This window comes from Alteraurantiacibacter aquimixticola, from assembly GCF_004965515.1.
GTDB lineage: Bacteria > Pseudomonadota > Alphaproteobacteria > Sphingomonadales > Sphingomonadaceae > Alteraurantiacibacter > Alteraurantiacibacter aquimixticola.
Genome location: NZ_SSHH01000001.1, coordinates 357,811 through 376,780 on the forward strand (window position 1 = coordinate 357,811; position 18,970 = coordinate 376,780).

The 18,970-nt window shown below is 63.6% G+C and carries 18 protein-coding genes; 8 read left to right on the plus strand and 10 right to left on the minus strand.

The features are described from left to right. Positions 1-5 precede the first annotated feature (5 nt). The 3 genes from E5222_RS01460 to E5222_RS01470 all read right to left on the minus strand — a co-directional run bounded on the left by E5222_RS01460 (position 6) and on the right by E5222_RS01470 (position 3,590). Entirely contained in the window at positions 6-1,454 is a 1,449-nt protein-coding gene (locus tag E5222_RS01460) for an MFS transporter (protein WP_169053447.1), read from the minus strand. Positions 1,455-1,506: 52 nt separating this feature from the next. Next, positions 1,507-2,274, minus strand: a complete 768-nt coding sequence (locus tag E5222_RS16725; protein WP_246021502.1) for a winged helix-turn-helix domain-containing protein — start codon at positions 2,272-2,274, stop codon at positions 1,507-1,509. A gap of 116 nt (positions 2,275-2,390) precedes the next feature. Then, positions 2,391-3,590, minus strand: a complete 1,200-nt coding sequence (locus E5222_RS01470; RefSeq protein ID WP_136692878.1) for an LL-diaminopimelate aminotransferase — start codon at positions 3,588-3,590, stop codon at positions 2,391-2,393. Positions 3,591-3,728: 138 nt separating this feature from the next. Between E5222_RS01470 and E5222_RS01475 the strand changes: the two genes are divergently transcribed. From E5222_RS01475 to lptG, 5 genes are all read left to right on the plus strand, one after another. Next, positions 3,729-5,657: a PHA/PHB synthase family protein gene (locus E5222_RS01475; protein ID WP_136691825.1), complete on the plus strand. Its 1,929-nt coding sequence runs from the start codon at positions 3,729-3,731 to the stop codon at positions 5,655-5,657. Between the two features lie 151 nt (positions 5,658-5,808). Then, positions 5,809-6,564, plus strand: a complete 756-nt coding sequence (locus tag E5222_RS01480) for a phasin family protein (RefSeq protein WP_136691827.1) — start codon at positions 5,809-5,811, stop codon at positions 6,562-6,564. A 154-nt stretch (positions 6,565-6,718) separates the two neighbouring features. After that, entirely contained in the window at positions 6,719-7,132 is a 414-nt protein-coding gene (gene clpS / locus E5222_RS01485; protein WP_136691829.1) for an ATP-dependent Clp protease adapter ClpS, read from the plus strand. Between the two features lie 130 nt (positions 7,133-7,262). After that, a complete protein-coding gene (locus tag E5222_RS01490; protein ID WP_136691831.1) occupies positions 7,263-8,507 on the plus strand; it encodes an LptF/LptG family permease in 1,245 nt (414 codons plus the stop codon). Then, on the plus strand, positions 8,497-9,597 hold the full coding sequence (lptG, locus tag E5222_RS01495; RefSeq protein ID WP_136691833.1) for an LPS export ABC transporter permease LptG: 1,101 nt from the start codon (positions 8,497-8,499) through the stop codon (positions 9,595-9,597). Before E5222_RS01490 ends, lptG begins: the two co-directional genes overlap by 11 nt. A 4-nt stretch (positions 9,598-9,601) precedes the next feature. Here the strand turns inward: lptG and E5222_RS01500 are convergent, their stop codons facing one another. After that, positions 9,602-10,693 carry a fatty acid desaturase family protein gene (locus E5222_RS01500; protein WP_136691835.1) on the minus strand — a complete coding sequence of 364 codons (1,092 nt, stop codon included), beginning with the start codon at positions 10,691-10,693 and terminating at the stop codon, positions 9,602-9,604. Between the two features lie 139 nt (positions 10,694-10,832). Between E5222_RS01500 and E5222_RS01505 the strand changes: the two genes are divergently transcribed. Continuing rightward, positions 10,833-11,987, plus strand: coding sequence for an N-acetyltransferase (locus E5222_RS01505; RefSeq protein ID WP_425456223.1), 1,155 nt, complete (start codon positions 10,833-10,835; stop codon positions 11,985-11,987). A gap of 85 nt (positions 11,988-12,072) precedes the next feature. After that, positions 12,073-12,507, plus strand: coding sequence for a response regulator (locus E5222_RS01510; RefSeq protein ID WP_136691839.1), 435 nt, complete (start codon positions 12,073-12,075; stop codon positions 12,505-12,507). 9 nt (positions 12,508-12,516) lie between these two features. Here E5222_RS01510 and E5222_RS01515 read toward each other — a convergent pair whose 3' ends face one another. Beyond that, positions 12,517-12,714, minus strand: a complete 198-nt coding sequence (locus E5222_RS01515; RefSeq protein ID WP_136691841.1) for a hypothetical protein — start codon at positions 12,712-12,714, stop codon at positions 12,517-12,519. Positions 12,715-13,111: 397 nt separating this feature from the next. On the opposite strand from E5222_RS01515, the gene E5222_RS01520 reads away from it, so the two are divergent. Then, on the plus strand, positions 13,112-13,906 hold the full coding sequence (locus E5222_RS01520; RefSeq protein ID WP_136691843.1) for a response regulator: 795 nt from the start codon (positions 13,112-13,114) through the stop codon (positions 13,904-13,906). A gap of 18 nt (positions 13,907-13,924) precedes the next feature. Here the strand turns inward: E5222_RS01520 and E5222_RS01525 are convergent, their stop codons facing one another. The 5 genes from E5222_RS01525 to E5222_RS01545 form a co-directional block, all read right to left on the minus strand. Further along, entirely contained in the window at positions 13,925-15,280 is a 1,356-nt protein-coding gene (locus tag E5222_RS01525; protein WP_136691845.1) for an MATE family efflux transporter, read from the minus strand. Between the two features lie 22 nt (positions 15,281-15,302). Further along, complete coding sequence (locus tag E5222_RS01530; protein ID WP_136691846.1) at positions 15,303-16,304, minus strand: alcohol dehydrogenase catalytic domain-containing protein; 1,002 nt, start codon at positions 16,302-16,304, stop codon at positions 15,303-15,305. A 4-nt stretch (positions 16,305-16,308) separates the two neighbouring features. Further along, on the minus strand, positions 16,309-17,427 hold the full coding sequence (locus E5222_RS01535) for an NAD(P)-dependent alcohol dehydrogenase (RefSeq protein WP_136691847.1): 1,119 nt from the start codon (positions 17,425-17,427) through the stop codon (positions 16,309-16,311). A 119-nt stretch (positions 17,428-17,546) separates the two neighbouring features. Further along, positions 17,547-18,410 (minus strand): SDR family NAD(P)-dependent oxidoreductase, encoded by an 864-nt coding sequence (locus tag E5222_RS01540; RefSeq protein ID WP_136691849.1) that lies wholly within the window; start codon positions 18,408-18,410, stop codon positions 17,547-17,549. Further along, on the minus strand, positions 18,407-18,961 hold the full coding sequence (locus tag E5222_RS01545; protein WP_136691850.1) for a 2,4'-dihydroxyacetophenone dioxygenase family protein: 555 nt from the start codon (positions 18,959-18,961) through the stop codon (positions 18,407-18,409). Before E5222_RS01545 ends, E5222_RS01540 begins: the two co-directional genes overlap by 4 nt. Positions 18,962-18,970: the final 9 nt, after the last annotated feature.

Consider the following 18,970-nt stretch of genomic DNA (forward strand, 5'->3'; position numbering starts at 1 on the left):
GGTGGTTATTCGGCCGGCTGGGCGGCGGCGGAAGCGCGTTCCTGCTCCTCGTTCATGCCGCGCACGAACCAGGACAGGACCAGCACGAACAGCACGATGCCCGCAAGGCACAGCACGGTGAACATGTATCCGTCCATCGCGCCGATCTGTTTGGCCATCACATCGCCGTCACCGACAAGGAATTGCGAGCCGTAGATCGGGGCGGCCACGGCGGCGAACTTGGCCATGAAGCTGGCCCAGCCGCCACCCGTCGCGCGCACGGCGCTGGGGTAGTAGATGCTGGTGATCGAAATCACCGCGGCATGGCCTGCGCCGACCATAACCGCGCCGATCAGCAGCACGGGTATCAAGGCGGGGCCTCCCAGCACATAGCCGGTGCCCACCAGCGCCACGAAGGGAATGCCGATCAGCGGGGCGAGCGTGATCCAGCCAGGACCGCGCCTTTCGGTCAGCGCCAGCAGCAGCGCGCCGCCGAGCGCGCCCAGGATTGCGCCGATGGAGCCAAGCCAGGCGGCGTTCTGCCGCTCGATCCCCAGGTTCTCCATGAAGATCACGCCATAGGCGCTCTTAAGATAGATGGCGAAGCTGGAGCAGAAATAGGCCGCCCAGATGCAGAGAGTGATAAAGGCGAGCTTGCCGATGAACAATTCGCGCACGCGCAGTACGAAATTGATCCCCTGCCGCAGCAGCACGTTCACATTCCCATCTTCGTTCAGCTGCACCTTGCGCTCGTCCGAGAGGATGAACTTGTCGTAGTGCTGCAGCTCGAAGTCCGGATTGAAGCGCGCGAGCATCGGGGCGATGCGCGTGCGGGGCTTGCCCGTCGCCACCATCCAGCGCGTGCTTTCGGGCAGCATGAAGAACAGGATCAGGGCAAAGACGCCGGTCATTGCGCCGCAGACCCAGAAGATTCCCTGCCAGCCCAGTACCGGTGCGGTCCAGTTGGCGATCGGCGCGGCTGAGGCGCCGCCGAAGGAAAAGCCCATCATGATGATCGCGACCGAGGTGGCGCGCATCGACTTGGGCATGCTCTCGATACCCAGCGCCCAGACCGGGGCGAGCAACCCGCCAATGGCGAGGCCCGACACGAAGCGCAGGCCGATCAGCATTTCCGGGCTGGAGGCGAAGCCGACAAGGGTGGTGAGCACCGCGCTGCCGATGGTAGAGACGATAATGACCGGGCGCCGCCCGAAGATATCGCCGAGATAGGAGCCGAACAGCGACCCGATCATCTGGCCGAGGAACGCCGCGGAGCTGACATAGCCCGTCATCTCGTCGGAGATCTGCATCTCGTCGCGGATATAGGGCAGGGCATAGGCAAGGGCCGAGAAGTCCTGCCCGTCGAAGAAAGTTACGAGCGCGCACAGGACGAGTAGCGTCAGGTGGTAGCGGTTGAACTGTAACCCCTGCATGTATCCCGACACATCGAGTGTCTGACCCGGCTTGCTGGCCATTGTTGATCCTCTCCCACCAACTTTTGCGGGCACGATAGAGGTAGGAGCGCCGCTAATCCAGTTGCGAATTGTGCGGAATTGTCGCTTGAGCGCTGCAGGCAGGCGATCCGTGCCAGTCGATCTGCCGCACATAGCGGTCCAGCGCATCGGTTCCGGCGGGCGGACGGGCGAGCATGAAGGGCACCTCGCCGGTCAGGCGGTAGCCGCCTTCCGGCACGGTCGCCACCAGCTTGTCGCAGCCGACTTCGGCCAGCTTGCCGCGCAGGCGCGAGACGTGCACCTCGACGCTGTTGGTCCCCGGCTCGTGGTTGATGCGCCATACGTCCTTGAGCAGGTCCGCCCGGGTTACCCGCTCCCCCGGCGTGTCGGCGAGCCGCCACAGCACGCCGAACTCACGCGGATGCAGGTGCAGCCAGCGCGGGCCGTGGCGCGCATCGCGGTGGAAAAGGTCGAGCGTGATGGGGCCGAGGCTGCGCCAGCGCGGCAACAGGCCGAACATGTCGTCCACCCGCTTGGCCCTGGCCGCCAGTTCGCGCAGCGACGTGCAGGAGGGCAGGGCCTCCGCGCAGCCGATGGTGAGCAACTGCGCACGGTCTGCCGCTTCCTCAACCCCGAGCATGATGAGCCGCCAGGCCGGTCGGTCCGCTTCGGCCATGCCGATACGCTGTTCCTGCGTCAGGTGGCGCACATTGCAGACCAGCACATGTTTGCAGTCCGCCCTGCTGCCGTCCTGCCCCTTGCACAGGTTCCAGTCGCGCAGCCGCATATCCCAGCGATCGGGCGGTTCATCGCCCGCCGCGATCCAGCCGAAAACACTCACTCCATTACTCCCTGCTTAAAGGGGCAGGTCAGCGACAGGGGCAGTGCTTGGCAAGTCAGTAGCTTGCCCGACCTGACTGGTGCTCGCAGGAATGGTAGTGCGACCCCCACCCATTGCTACGCTGCGGAAGAATTGACCCCCATGCTCTGCAGGTAGCGTTTCACGTTGCGCGCGGCCTGGCGCAGCCGCTGTTCGTTTTCGACCATGCCGATGCGGACATAGCCTTCGCCATCCTCACCATAGCCGACGCCGGGTGCGACCGCGAGATCGGCATGGGTGAGCAACTGCTTGGCGAATTCCATGCTGCCCATCTCTTTCAGCGCCGGCGGCAGCGGTGCCCAGGCGAACATCGAAGCGGGAGGGGGCGGGATGTCCCAGCCGGCACGGGCGAAGGATTCCACCAGCACGTCGCGCCGCTTGTGATACATCTTGCGGGTCTGTTCGACATATTCTTGCGGGCCGTTGAGCGCCGCGCAGGCAGCTGCCTGGATCGGCGTGAAGGCGCCGTAATCGATATAGGACTTCACCCGCGTCAGCGCGCTGATCAGCGTCTTGTTGCCCACCGCGAAACCGATGCGCCAGCCGGCCATGCCGTAGGTCTTGGACAGGCTGGTGAATTCCACCGCAACGTCCTTCGCCCCCGGCACCTGCAGGATCGAAGGCGTCGGATTGCCATCGTAATAGAGCTCCGAATAAGCGAGATCGGAAAGGATCCAGACCTTGTGGAACTTCGCCCAGTCGACCAGCTTCTTGTAGAATTCGAGGTCCACCACCTCCGCCGTCGGGTTGGAGGGGAAGTTGACCACCAGGATGGTCGGGCGCGGCACGGTGAAGTTCATCGCCGCTTCCAGCGCTTCCCAGTAATGCTTGTCCGGCGTCGTCGGCACCGAGCGGATCGAGGCGCCGGCGATGATGAAGCCGAAAGTGTGGATCGGGTAGCTGGGATTGGGCGCCATGATCGTGTCGCCCGGCGCGGTGATCGCGGTGGCGAGGCTGGCCAGCCCTTCCTTGGAGCCGAGCGTGACCACCACTTCGCTTTCGGGATCGAGTTCGACCCCGAAGCGGCGCTGGTAGTAATTGGCCTGGGCCTTGCGCAGGCCGGGAATGCCCTTGGACTGCGAATAGCCATGTGCGTCGGGATTCTGCGCCACCTCGCACAGCTTGTCGATCACATGCTGCGGCGGCGGCTGGTCGGGATTGCCCATGCCAAGGTCGATGATGTCCCGCCCTTCCGCACGCGCGGCCGCTCGCATCGCGTTGACTTCGGCGATGACATAGGGCGGCAGGCGCTTGATGCGGTAGAATTCGGTGTCCATCATATCCTTCTGTTGCAGTGTGTGAATTCGTTCATTGCTTGCCCAATCTGTGGCCGAATCCGCAAGATTGCGCAACGCGCGCTTTAGCAGCGCAACAGATTGTCTCCCAAATAACATTTTTCTGCCTATGATGGCGGCATGGGCAAGAAGACCAGCGGCAAGAAGTCCAGCGGCGCTACCACCACAGGCGGCAAAGACGTGGCCGATATCTTTACCGAGATGCTGCGCCTGCAGGGCGAAGCTGCGCGGCAGGTGGTGCAGACCTTCGCGCCGCAGGCCGCCGAATCGCTTCCCGACGAGGAGGATATCGACGCGCTTGGCTCCGCGATCATGCAGTTTCAGGAGAACTGGTTCCGCCTCAACACCAAGAAGGACAAGGAAGGGCATTGCTTCATAGCCCCCTTCATGGCCGATCCCGCGCAATGGATGGCGGTGATGCAGGCCTGGTACGAGCAGTTTCCTGCGCTCGATCCCGAACGCCAGCAGGAATTGTGGGAGGAAGGCGTCGAGCTGTGGGGGCGCATCCTGGAGCATTTCACGCCCGACGGTGAAGATGTGGATGAGGCGCATAAGGGAGAGGGTGATCCGCATTTCCCCCGCTCCGACCGCCGCTTTGCCGATCCCGCCTGGCGCGAACAGCCGGTATTCGCCCTGATCCACCAGACCTACTTGCTGCTGGCCGAAAAGGTCGCCGAGGCAGTGGATGAGGTGGAGGGGATCGACGAGGACGAGCGCGAGCAGCTGCGTTTCGCCACCAAATCGGTGCTCGATGCGATGAGCCCGTCCAACTTCCCGCTGATGAACCCGGTCGTGCTCGAACGTACGATCGAGCAGAAGGGCGAGAACCTGGTCAAGGGGATGGAGCGGCTCGCCGCCGACCTCGAAAAGGGCCAGCTGACGCATACCGACACCAGCCAGTTCGTGCTGGGGGAGAATGTCGCGGCAACGCCGGGCAAGGTGATCTACGAGACCGAGCTTTATCAGCTTATCCAGTATTCTCCCGCCACCGAGGAAGTGCTGGAAGTGCCGCTGCTGCTCTTCCCGCCATGGATCAACCGCTTCTACATCCTCGACCTCAACCCGAAGAAGAGCTTCGTCAAATGGGCGGTGGACCAGGGCCTCACCGTCGTACTGGTATCATGGCGATCGGCGGATGAAAGCCTCGCGCATATCGGCTGGGACGACTACGTTCGCGCGCAGATCGAGGCGATCGACGTGGTGCGCGAGAGGCTGAAGGTGGGGCGCGTGCACGCGCTGGGCTATTGCGTGGCGGGCACCACGCTCGCCGCCACGCTGGCAATCCTGGCGCGGCGCGGGGAATCGCTCAAGGTCGCCTCCGCCACATTCCTGACCGCGCAGGTCGATTTCGAGGAGGCTGGCCAGCTCAAGCTGTTCACCGACGATGCGATGATGGAGCTGGTCAAGCGGGCGAGCCGTGGCGGCTATATGGACGGACGCTACATGGCCGCGACTTTCAACCTGCTGCGCGGCAGCGACCTCATCTGGAACTACGTGGTCAATCACTACATGCTGGGCGAGGATTATCCAGCCTTCGACCTGCTGTTCTGGAATGGCGATGTCACCAATTTGCCGGCCAAGTGGCACGCCGCATATCTGGAAAACTGCTATCGCGACAACCTCCTGGTGAAGCCCGATGCGCTGGAGGCGGACGGTACGCCGATCGACCTCGGGCTGATCGCGACGCCCGCCTATGTCCAGGCCGGGCGCGAGGATCATATCGCTCCGCCCGAGAGCGTATTCCGCCTGACCAAGACGCTGTCCGGCATCGTGCGCTTCGTGCTGGCGGGCAGCGGCCATATCGCCGGGGTGATCAATCCGCCGGACGCGCACAAGTACCAGTACTGGACGGGCGACAGGAGCGCCGCCTCGCTCGATCAATTCGTCTCCGGGGCGGAGGAGCATCCGGGCAGCTGGTGGCCCGACTGGCTCGTCTGGATTTCGGAGATCGACCCCAGGAAGGTGAAGGCCAGGGGGCGCCGCAAGCCGGGCTCCAAATCCAACCCGGCGATCGAGGATGCGCCGGGGCGATATGTGAGGATGCACTAGGAAAGGCAGGGACGAATTTCCCTACCTGAAATTGCCTGCCTTAAATCCATTGTGCACTGCACAAAAATTCCTTGACTTCGCGAGTGCAATGCATATTTTGTGCATCGCAGCATAAGGCTGCTTGTACGATTTGCACAGTGAGCGAGGAAACATGGCTGACACGAAGGACAATGATGGCAGTGCCGAACAGGCCTATGCCGCCGCTGCCTCCGAGCTGAAGCCGGAAAAGCCCGCCCCGGTGGTGCCGGCGGCAGAGGCCGCTCCGGTAGCCGCTAAGGAAGCTCCGGCCAAGAAGGCTCCCGCCAAAAAGACAGTGGCCAAGAAGCCCGTTGCCAAAAAGGCGGCCGCGAAGCGCAAGCCTGCAGCAGTGAAAAAAACTCCGGCGAAGAAGGCTTCCCCCAAGCCCGCAGTCGCCTCCCCCCAGACCCCCACAGTTACCGAATTGAAGGAAAAGATCATGGCCACCAAGACCAAGGACTTCACCGATATGATGAGCTCTTCCATGAGCGATGCCGTCTCCGAAATGCAGACGAAGGCTCAGGAAGCCTATGACAAGGGCACCGGCATGGTGTCCGACATGACCGAAATGGCCAAGGGCAATGTTGAAGCCGTCGTCGAAAGCGGCAAGATCATGGCTGCCGGCATGCAGGACATGGGCAAGAGCTATGCCGACGACATGAAGTCGGCCTATGAGACCATGACCGCCGACCTCAAGGAAATGGCTGCGATCAAGAGCCCGACCGAGCTGTTCCAGCTGCAGGGCAAGATCATGCGCCGCAATTTCGACTCGATGGTCGCCAACAGCTCCAAGGGTGCCGAAAGCGCCATGAAGCTGGCGAACGACGTGTTCGCCCCGATTTCGGCGCGCGTGAACGTCGCTGTCGAGAAGCTGTCGAAGGCCGCCTGAGGCACTTCCTTCTTTCCTCGCCGGGCTCTCCTCTCCCCCCGGCGACAGAATCGGGCCGGATAGCGTCAGCGCTGTCCGGCCCGTACTGCTTCAGGACGCAAAATTTCCGCGCCATCTTGCACCCGACAGCCGCGATACGATATCTGGCAGCGCCATGACCTTCGAAGCCGAACCTACCCTTCTGTTGCCGTTGTCACTTTGCGCAGGTCCGGGTGACGATGATGGCGGTCCGGGCACAGGCACGCCCGGTGATGGCGGCGACGGCGAGGGGGAAGGGCAGCTCGGCCTTGCCACCAAGACCCGCGCCAAGCCCAAGAAACCCAGCCAATACAAGGTGCTGATGCTGAACGACGACTACACGCCGATGGAATTCGTCGTGATGGTCCTCAAGCGCTTCTTCCGCATGGACCTGGAACAGGCGACGCGCGTCATGCTCCATGTCCACCAGCGCGGCGTGGGGGTGTGCGGCATCTTCCCCTATGAGGTGGCCGAAACCAAGGTGAACCAGGTGATGGATTTCGCTCGCGAGAACCAGCACCCGCTGCAATGTACGCTGGAAAAGGCCTGAGCGCCTGGGCGACGTAACCTGAACGTAACCATCATAGGACGGCGCGCGACATTATCGGGGCATGACCTCGCGCGCATTTCTCGCTAAGGGCCATGACCTGCATCTGCATTGAGCCCTGTCGAGACCGACCTTGTCGAACTTCATCACCGCCACGGACCGCTATATCTTCCGGCTCGTCCTCGTGCCGATGATCGGTATCTTCGTGCTCGCGGCCAGCCTGTTGCTGCTGGAAAAGATGCTGCGGCTGTTCGAATTCGTCTCGACCGAAGGCGGACCGATCAATGTCGTGTTCGAGATGCTCCTGAACCTCATTCCCGAATATGCGGGCCTCGCCATCCCGCTGGGGCTGATGCTCGGCATCCTCTTCGCATTCCGCAAGCTGGCCATATCGAGCGAGCTCGATGTGATGCGCGCGGTCGGCTGGTCCTATGCCCGGCTGCTGCGCGTGCCCTATTTGATGACGCTGGCACTGATGGCGCTCAATTTCGCAATTGTCGGTTACCTCCAGCCCAAGGCGCGCTTTGCCTATGAGGAGATGGAGTTCGAGCTGCGTTCGGGCGCGCTCGGCGCGTCGATCAAGGTGGGCGAGTTCAACGCGATCGAGGACCGCATGGCGCTGCGCATCGAATCGAGCGAGGACGATGGCCGCAAGCTGCAGGGCATTTTCGCCCGCCTCGCCAATGATGAGGGGCAGGTGCTGTCGATCTCCGCACGGGAAGGGCGTTTCCTCGCCAATCGGGAAGATCGCAACACCATCGTCCTCAGGCTGACGGATGGGACCATCGTGCATGACGTTCCCGACGGGTCGCCGCGCGTGCTTAGCTTCAGCCAGCACGATCTGCCGATCGACCTCCCGGCGCTCGAACGCTTCCGCGAACGCGGGGAGGATGAGCGCGAATATATCCTGCCCGAACTGCTGGAGATCGGCTGGAACTCCGAAGTCTCGGCAGAAGATCGCGCGGGCAGCCTTGCCAATTTCAACTATCGCATGGTCGAAGTGGTGATGATGATCATGCTGCCGCTGCTGGCGGTGGCGCTGGCCGTCCCGCCCAAACGGTCGACATCGGCGCTGGGCATTTTCCTCTCCATCGTGATCGTGGTCGCCTATCACAAGGTCAATCAGTACGGGGAGGATGTGGCGCAGCTGGGCCGGGTCGATCCCTATCTTGCGCTATGGGGGCCCTTCGTGGTGCTCTTCGCGCTGATCGCCTGGATGTACTACCAGATCGCCTATGTCCCCGGCGGACAGCCGATTGCCGGGCTGGAGAATGTCTACGCCAAGCTCGCCAAGCGGGTGAAGAAGCTGTTCGGCCGCGCACGGCGCAATGCCGATCCCGTGACCTCGGATGCGGAAGATTCTGCCCTTGCTGCTTGATTTCTTTCCTTCGCGCCAGCTGACCATCTACCTGGCCAAGATGTTCGCCGTGCGCATCATCGCCGTGCTGGCGATGCTGGTCATGGTGCTGCTGATGCTCGACCTGCTCAGCCGCACGGGCGACATCCTCGCCGTTCCGGGCAATGGGCAGGACGATTTGCTGACCTATGCGAGCCTGCGCGCGCCGCAACTGGTGCAGCGCTTCCTGCCCTATTCGGTGCTGCTGGCTACGATCATCACGCTTGCCGGGCTCAACCAGAACAGTGAGGTGACGGCGATGAAGGCCGCGGGGCTCTCCGCGCACCAGATCCTCGCCCCGCTGCTCCTGACCGCACTGATCGTGTCGGCCTTCACCTTTGTTTTCAATGAGCGTGTCGTCACCCGCGCCACCGCAACGCTGAAGGCCTGGCAGGATGTCGAATATGGCCAGGTGCCGGACGATCCGGGAACGCGCTTCAATGTCTACTTCAATGACGGGAACGACGTGCTGATGGCGCGCACGCTGTCCGGCACGGGAGAGGACACCGTGCTGACCGGCGTCACCTTCTATGAGCGGGACGATTCCGACATGATCGCGCGCCAGGTTACCGGCAGCCGCGCCACCTTTGCCGCACCGGGCTGGCTGGTGGAGGATGCCGAGGTCTTCACCGTCGCCACCACGCGCACGCAGATGGCGGAGGAGCCGCTGCTGGTCGCCCCCGGCACCACGCTCGACCAGGTGGGCTTGCGCCGCGTCGATCCCGATGCCGAGACGCTGGGCGAGCTGGCGGATTCGATCGACGCCCTGAAAGCCGCTGGGCGCCGTACGGCAGAGCTGGAGGGGCGCTGGTGGCACAAGATTTCCGGGCCGCTATCGGCCGTGCTGATGCCGCTGCTGGGCGCGGTGGCGGGCTTTGGCCTCGCGCGCTCGGGCAACCTCTTTATCCGCGCGGTGCTGGGTATGGCGCTGGGCTTTGCCTATTTCGTGGTCGAGAATGCCGCACTCGCCATGGGCAGCTTCGGCGGATACCCGCCGCTGCTGGCGGCCTGGGCGCCGTTCTTCCTGTTCTTCCTGGTCGGAGAAACGGTGCTGATCAGGACGGAGGAATAGGCGTCTAGTCCCGCCGCCCCATCGTGCTGCGGCTGATTTTCATCACCAGCGGAAGCATGCCCTTGTGAATCGCACCCTGATAGGTCGATTCTACGCCCAGATGCGCGCTGATACGGCAATGCGCCTCATGCAGCGAGTGGTAGGGCAGGCTGGGCAGCAGGTGATGCGTAGCGTGATAGCGCAGACCCACGGGAGCCCAGAAGCCGGCCACAATGCTCGGCACGTTGACGGAGTCGAGATATTGCGCGGTCACGCTCATGCGCTCGCCGTCATTCTCCCACAGATGCGCGACCATGGTGCGCAGCTGGTTGAAGAAGGCGACGAAGGCGGTGACGGCCATCGCCACCAGCAGCGGCTTCCAGCCGAGCCAGAAAGGCGTCGTCAGCAGGAACATCGCCCAGATGCTCGAACCGACCTGTTGCCAGCGGAACCAGCGGCGCTGCTCCTCGGTCTCCGGCTCGCGGCGGCGGAAGGCAGGGTTGATCGAGAGCGAGGAGACGCGCTCCCACGCCCATTTGCGAACTGGCGGGATGACGAGGCCGATGGGCGCGATCACGCCCCAGCGCAGCAGCAGACCCACCGGCGCCAGCAGCGCGACGAGCAGGAACAGCGGCAGACTCCACGGCTTCATCAGCGCCAGCGGAAGGTATTCGGGATCCTCCGGCGTGCCATAGCGCATGCGCGAATGGTGGATCGTATGCACCTGCTCATACATCAGGCTGGGCGTCAGCAGCGGAATGCCGACGAGGAGGTTCCACGTGGTGCGGAAACCGGGCAGCGCATTGCGGTGCAGATGCGTGATTTCGTGGATAAACAGCAGCGCGCGATAAAGCGCGACGAAGCTCACGAAGCCGCTCAGCAATGCCAGCCAGAGGGGCTGCAGCAGGATCGCGCCAGCCAGCGCCGCATAGCCGACCAGCGCCGAGATGATCATGTCCGGCCAGTAGATATCGGGCCTTGCGGTGCTGATATCGCGCGTCAGCTCTGCCGCGGCGCGCAGCATAGCCTTGTCGTCCGGAATCTCCGACTTGCGCAGCGGTGTGGCGGCGCTGTTGCCTTCGGCGGCAGGGTCAAGGGTCGTCTGGTAAGCGGTCATGGCGACAGTTCTCGGGGAAGACTCCTGAAGGACGTGACGGGCCTTGTCCTTGCGGCACGTCAAAGGCCTGCTTGACATCGCGCGCAAAGCATAAGCAGAGCTAACCGCGAATGAACAGCTGCACATGCAAGGGCGTAACTTGGCCGACAAAATAGATATTGTGCCGGTTTCCGGCAAGGGTGAGCTCAATGCCTTTATCGATCTCACTTATCGGCTGAATGCAAATGACCCGAATTGGGTGCCGCCATTGCGCGCCGACATGGTCGAATTGCTCACCCCCGGCCGCAACCCGTTTCACGAACATGCGCGCATGCAATTGTTCCTCGCCCGCCGCGATGGCCGCGACGTAGGCCGCATCTCCGCGCATATCGACGAACTGGCGCTGGAACAGCCGGTGGAGCAGGGCATGGGGCCCGGCACCGGCAATTGGGGCCTGCTGGAAGCAGAGGACGAAGCGGTAGCCCATGCGCTGATGGCTGCGGCGGAGGACTGGCTTCGCGGCCAGGGCATGACCCGCTCGCTCGGCCCGATCAGCCTCTCCATCTGGGAGGAGCCGGGCCTCCTCACCATGGGCCACGACCATCCGCCCATGGTGATGATGGGCCATCACAACGCTGCCTATGAAGGCTGGGTCGAAAGCGCCGGATACGAAGTCGCCAAGCGGCTGCTCACCTATGACCTGGAGGTGGGCGACGGCTTCCCTTCGATCGTCAACCGCATCGTCAAGTCGGGCGAGCGGAACGAGGCGATCACCATTCGCAATGTCGACAAGGGCAAATTCGCCGAAGAGGCGGAGATCATCATCGGCATCTTGAACGAGGCGTGGTCGAAGAACTGGGGTTTCGTGCCTTTCACCGAGACCGAGAAGGCCTATGGCGCCAAGAAGCTGAAGCCGATCATCCTCGAAGGCGCGAACATGATTGCCGAGGTGGATGGCGAACCGGCTGCCTTCATGATCTCGCTGCCCGACCTCAACGAGAAGCTTAAGGACATGAACGGCAAGCTCCTCCCCTTCAACTGGGCGAAGATCCTGTGGTGGCTGCGCAATCCGCAGGGCGCCGGTTTCCGCGTGCCGCTGATGGGTGTGGTGCGCAAGTACCAGAACACAAGGCTGGCGAGCCAGCTGGCCTTCATGATGATCGAATATATCCGCCGCTACGCCGTGGGTGAGCACGGCGCGAAGCGCGCGGAAGTCGGCTGGGTGCTGGAAGACAACAAGGGCATGATCGCCATCGCCGATGCGATTGCGGCCACGCAGAACCGCGAATACCGGATTTACACCAAACCGCTGTAATCCCGCCCGTAGAGGTGGGAACGGATGGTGCCTTTTCCCGTTGATGAAAGCATGGCGGTAGCCTGCCGCCCGTTCAGGGGTATCCATGGCCAGCGTAAAGCACAAAAATCCGAAGTCCGGCACGCGGAACGTCCGGGTGCTGCTGGTGGAAGACGATCCTATCCTCTCGCTCGATCTGGAGCAGGCGCTGCGCGAAGCGGGCGCGAACGATGTCGTGATCTGTGCCAGCATGGCAGCCACCGTTGCCGAGCTGGAGCGCAAGGCCCCCGATGCGATTATCCTCGATGTGCACCTGGCCGATCGCGACGACGGCTGGGCGCTGGCGGAAATCGTCAGCATGCTGGGTCCGAAAAAGCCGCGCATCGCCTTTTCGACCGGTTCGCCGCAGGATATCCCGCCGCAAGTGCGCGAGATGGGTTGTGTGTTCGAAAAGCCCTATGATCCGGCGCAGCTTGCCGACGTCCTGCTCAACCAGAAGAAGACCGGCTTTATCGCCCGCCTGCGCGGAGCGCTTGGCTAACCGCGCGCCTTAGCGGGGGACGCTCCCCAAAACGTCCCCCGCAGCCCCCTGTTTTCCCGGTTCGACCAGGTGCCGCATCAGCAGCAGGCGTTCATCGATGTAGGCCACTTGTTGCTTGATCCTGGCAATTGCAGCGGCGTGCTGCGCTTCCCAGCTCGACGCATCCGTCGGACTGTCCGGACGTGTCTGCTCCTCAAGCTCAGTCATGGCCCTACCCCCAAGTAGCATCGATGCACCCATTTTACTGCGCCGGGCGATTCGCGTGCGTGATCGGCGTCACACCGCGAAAAAACTGCGTGAGGTCGGGGGTGGGAAACCAAAAAGGCCTCCGCCCGGTTTCGAGCGGAGGCCTTTCGGGATCGTGTCACCGGCCGCTTGGACGGGAGGGGGGATCTCGGCGGGTGACAGGGGGATAATGCGCGGAAAAGCCACCGGTTCCCGGCGCTTTGCAAAAAACTTCCGCAATGATTCAGCGGGGCGGCGGGCCACGGCTTGCAATTGCTTCCACATGGTTCGATGGCAGGAACAAGCTATTGGCTGGGGGCAGGAACCCATCGCAAAGCAGTGCGTTGGAAGCGAACCATCAACCGGGAAGGGTTATTGCATGTCAATCGGGGCCGAAGTCGCCGCTCATCTTCCGTATCTGCGTCGCTATGCGCGCGCTCTCACCGGGTCGCAACAGACCGGTGATGCCTTTGTCAAAGCTACGCTGGAAGCAGCCCTCGCCGATGCCGAAGTCGCCGAAAGCCTGCGCGGCGGGCGCGTCCCGCTCTACCGCGCATTCAACAAGATGTGGTCCAGCGCCTATCTCGAGGTTGCCGGGAATGACGGTGGCGCCTCGCTGCATGAGGTTGCCGCGCAGGACCAGCTGAAGAAAATCACGCCGGTCAACCGTCAGGCGCTGCTGCTCACCACTGTCGAGGACTTCACGCCGGAAGAAGCGGGCGAGATCATGGACATGTCCGCTGCGGATGTGGAAGCGCTGGTGCGCGAGGCGGTGTCCGAGATCGATCGCGAAAGCGCCACGAGCGTGCTGATTATCGAGGACGAGCCGCTGATTTCGATGCAGCTGGAAGACCTCGTCCGCTCGCTAGGCCACGATATCTGCGGTACGGCCGCCACGCGCACACAGGCGCAGGAAGTGGTCGCCAAGGCAACGCCGGGCCTGGTGCTTGCCGACATCCAGCTGGCCGACGGGTCCTCGGGCCTTGATGCGGTGGATGATATCCTCGCCGATATCAGCGTGCCGGTGATCTTCATCACCGCTTACCCTGAGCGCCTGCTGACGGGGGACCGGCCCGAGCCGACCTACCTCATCACCAAGCCGTTCCAGGAAGACACGGTGCGCGCGGCGATCAGCCAGGCGCTGTTCTTCGGCTCCAGCCGCCCGCTTTCCTGAGCATGGGAAGGGCGCCGGTCAGTCCGGCGCCCTGTCCTTGCGGCGGTGGCTGACGAGATACCAGGCCAGTGCCATGGAGGCGGCCGCTCCTATCACATTGGCCAGCAATTCCGCTCCATAGACTGCATCGGCGCCCCATGCGCCTTGCAGCAGCGCGGCGAAGGGCACCATGATGATCAGAACACGGGCCAAGGACAGGCCTAAAGCGGTCGAGGCATGGTCTATGGCGTTGAAACTGCCATTGCCCATGATGAACAGGCCATAGGCGGCGTAGCCCCAGACCGAAATCTGGAGATAGCGCGCGGCGGCCTCTACCGTTGCCGCATCCTCGCTGAACAATCCGGCGAACCAGAAGCGCGCGAGATAGAGGACGAGCGCGGCGAACATGCCGTAGGCCACGCAAAAGCCACCCGCCTGCAACATCGCCGCGCGCACCCGGTCGTACCGTTCCGCGCCCCAGTTCTGTCCCACGATCGCACCGATCGAGCCCGACAGGCCGAGCAGCGGCACTACCGCCAGCATCTGCAACCGTCCGCCCACGCCGAAGCCGCCCACCGCCGCCTCTCCCGCCTTGGCGAGGAAAGCGGTCATGACGGCAAGGCCGACCGGGTTGATCGAATTGGTGAAGGCGGCAGGAACCGCCACGCGCGCCACGTCCTTCACGCCCTGAGCAAGGTTGCCGCCTTTCAGTGCGGACAGGCGGAAGGGAATCTCCCCACGCTGCACCAGCCAGAAACCGACGCCCGCGCCCAGCACGAAACCGCCGATGGTGGCATAGGCGGCCCCGGCAATGCCGAAGCCCGGAAAGCCGAATGCTCCGCCGATCAGGATCGGGTCGAGCACCCAGTTGGAGAGCGCAAAGCTGATCGAGACCACCAGGCTCGACTTCGCTGCCCCTTGCGCGCGCAGCACGCCGTTGCATCCCGAAATGGTCAGCAGCAGCGGGAACCCCAGCGCATAGGGCATCATGTAGAGGCCCGTCTGGCGCAGCATCTCGCCATCGGCCTGCAGCAGGGTGAACAGCGCGTCATGGCCGAGGAACAGCGCGGCGGCGATGGCGAGGCCGGTGGCAAGGCCGATCAATATGCCCAAAGTCGCGCAGCGGCTCGCCCGCTCGTCATGCCCGGCGCCCAGCGCGCGGCTGACGACCGAGCTGGTGCCCGCCATCACGCCCACGCCGAGGCTGGAAAGCGCGGTGACGACCGGGAAGATGAAGCTCATCGCGGCAAGCTCGGTCGCGCCGAGCTGGCCGACGAAATAGGCATCGACGAGGCCGATGGAGACCATCGCGGTCACGCCTATGATGAGCGGCGACGTCTGCCGCACAAGGTGCCCGGTGATCGAACCGCGCGTCAGCTTGGCTTTCTGGCTCATCTGCGCGCGCTTTGCCTCGCGCTCAGGGCGCGATCAAGACCTTGCACTGGTTCGTGCGCTTTTTGAGGCTTTCGAACACGTCGGGCGTATTCGCCAGATCGATCGTATCGGTTACCAGCAGCCGCGGCTGGATCGCCCCCTGGTCGAGCGCGTCGAGCGCCGCCTCGAACTCCGGCACGGTGAAGAATGCGCTGGTGATGAGCCGCACCTGCCGCGACAGCATGGGGAAGGTGTGGATCGTATCGGGCCTGGTGCACAGGCCCAGCAGGACGATGCTGCCATCGGGGCGCACCTGCTTCACCGCCTGGTCGATCAGGCCGGGAATGCCGACGCATTCGAAGACGATATCCGCCTCGCCGCCCAGTCCCTCGATCGCGCTTTCGACCGGGTTTTCCGGATCGACCACGAACACATTCGCGCCCATTTCCAGCGCGAGGTTCTTCTGGAATTCGGAGATATCCTGCACCGCCACCTTGCCCGCGCCGAAGCGGCGCGCCCAGAAGGCGACGGCGAGGCCGATGGGACCGGCGCCGAGCACCAGCACCTTGTCGCCCGTCTTCATGCCGGACAGGTTGATGCCGTGCAGCGCCACCGCCAGCGGCTCGATAATCGCGCCATCGGCCAGCGTCAGGTCGCTGGGCAGTGTCACGCACTGGTTGGGACGGGTGACGGCATATTCGGCATAGCCGCCACCCTGCAGGCCGAATTGCTCGCACCATTGCACCGTGCCCTTGCGGCAGGCTTCGCACTTGCCGCAGCTCTTCAGCGGGATGACGGAGACGAGGTCGCCCACCTTCTGGCCGGTCGCTCCCTTGCCCAGCGCCACCACTTCGCCGGCGAATTCATGGCCCAGCACGTCGCCATGCTTGCAGCCATAGGCGGCATCCTCGGTCATATGCAGGTCGCTGCCGCAAATGCCGCAGCGGCCCACCTTGACCACCAGCTCTCCCTCGCCCGGCGTCGGGTCGGGGATTTCCTCGAAAGCGAGCGGCGTGTGCAGGCCCTGGAAGGTGACGGCTTTCATGTGCCTACTCCGCCGAGATCCGCAGGACCGGCTTCACCACCGAGCCATCCTCGCTGGCATGGATAGCCTCGTTAATCTGGTCGAAGTCGAAGTATCCGATCAGCTTTTCGAAGGGGAACTGGCCCTTCACGTGATAGTCGAGCAGCTCGGTCAGGAACGGGCCGACATCGCTGTCACCGCCGAGGATTCCCATCACCGTGCGCCCGCCGCCCATCATGGCGGCTTCGTTGAAGGTGAGGTTGTCCGCCGGGTCGGACGCGCCGACGATGCCGCAAATGCCCTTGGGCGCGAGCAGGGCCCACGCCCCCTCGATCACCGAATTGATGCCGGTGGTGTCGAGAACATAGCCGAGGCCCTGCGGCACCAGTTCCTTGATCTTGGCAATGGCATCATCCTTCGCGTTGAAGGCGTGGGTGGCACCCAGCTCCTTCGCGAGCTCCAGCCGCGCGTCATTGACGTCCACCGCGATGATCGGATCGGCACCGGCGATCTTCGCCGCCATCACCGCCGCCATGCCGACAGTGCCTGCACCGAAAATGGCAATGGGCATGCCCTTGCGCACCTTCATGCTGCGCAGCACCGCGCCCGCGCCGGTCATCAGGCCGCAGCCGATGGGGGCAATGCGTTCGAGCGGGATCGCGGCGGCGCTGTCGGGCACTTTCACCGTATTCGCCTGATGCGCGATGGCATGGGTGGCGAAGGAGGACTGGCCGAAGAAATTGGCGTTCATTGTCTCGCCATTCTGGAACATCACCGGCGAGCCGTCCGCGCGCGTGCCGGACCAGTTGTGCGGGAAGAAATTGTAGCAATAGGTCGGCGCGTCGATATCGCAGGACGGGCAGGAGCCGCAGCTGTTGAAGCTCATCACCACCCGGTCCCCGGGCTTGGCAACGGTGACCGCGCTGCCCACTTCCTCGACGATCCCGGCGCCTTCATGCCCCAGCACCACCGGATGCGGCACGGGCAGCTGCTCGTCACGCACGGCCATGTCGGTATGGCACACGCCGCAAGCGACCATGCGCACGCGCAATTCGTCGGGGCGCAGCGCGTCGAGCTCGACATCCTCGATGGAAAAGGGCTGCGAATTGCCGCGGCAGATGGCGGCGCGGGCGGGGGTGGTCATCGAAGTCTCTTCCTCTCTCATTCGTCATTGCGAGGAGCCGGAGGCGACGCGGCAATCCAGACCGGATCGCGAGACGCTCTGGATTGCTTCGCTTCGCTCGCAATGACGGTCCTATCTTCCTAGTCGTTCAGCGGCTTGATCGGCCCCAACTGCATGCCGCCATCGATCATCACATGGCTGCCGGTCATGTAGCTGCCTGCGTCCGAGGCGAGCAGCAGGGCAAGCGGCTTGATCTGGTAGGTTTCGGCCATGCGGCCCACCGGCACCAGCTCGTCCCACGCCTTCTTCGCCGCCGGGTTCTTCTTCACCCAGCCGTCGCCGATATTGGTGACGAAGGGGCCGGGCGCGATGGCGTTCACGCGGATGCCGTAGGCGGCGAGTTCATAGGCCGAATGGCGCATGAAGTGCTTCACGCCCGCCTTGGCCGCCATATAGGGCACGCCGACAATCGCCTCGTTCACCTCGGCCGCATTGGAGCTGGTGATGACGATGGAGCCGCCGCGGCGGTAGCCCTTCTTCTCATTCGCCTTCATCACCCGCGCCGCTTCGCGCACCGTGTGGAACACGCCGGTCAGGTTGATCGCGATCGAGGTGTCCCACTTCTCCTTGGAATAGACGTCGATCTGGCCGTTCGGATTGCGGTCGCCCTCGGGCGTCCAGAAGCCGTCACCCACGTCGAGGCCGGCATTGGCGAAGGCGACGTCGCAGCCGCCATAGGCCGCGACATGGCCGTCGAACGCCCTAGCCACCTGGTCGAGATTGCGCACGTCGACCCCGGCCGCACGTGCCTCATGACCCGCGTCGCGCAGCCTCTTCGCTTCGCGCTCGGCACCAACGGCATCCACATCGGTCAGCGTGACCTTGGCGCCAGCCTCGGCCAGCACCTCGGCATAGGCGAGGCCGATGCCGGAGGCTGCGCCGGTGACGAGGCCAGAGCGGCCCGTCAGGTCGAACTGTTCGAGTGTACCCGGCGTCTGGCTCACAGGTAGAGCTGCTTGTTGATCGCGATGCCGTTCTCTTTGCAGTAGGTCTCGTAGTGATTCATGAACCACCACACGTCGAGCGTTTCGACGAAATTGCCGTCCTCGTCGTAGAACTCGTTGGCGCCCTGCATCCAGAAGAAGGCCTTCATGCCGTCTTCCTCGTCAGTCACCAGCGTGTGCGCATGGCCGGGGAATTCGGTGATGAAGTCTCCCGGGCGGCAGACCCAGTCATATTCGAGATAGCGGAAACTGCCTTCCAGCCCGATCGCCCAGACCATGCCACGATGCTTGTGCGTGCCGATCACGCCCTTGGACTTGATCCACAGCACATTGGCATAGACGTTGTTGCGCACGTCGAAAGCGAGGTGGCGGATCGCCGCATTGTCGCCGAAGGGAACCCACGGGCTCTCCTCCTCCGACGGGCCGACATAGGTGCCGGCGATGCAATATTGATCGAGCATGTTCTGGTGCGCTTCGGGCACGTTGACGATCTTGAACGCGCCCGAAGGCGGGGCCTTCATCCCGCCGAGCTGCTTTTCCTGCGTGGCCATCGTTACCTC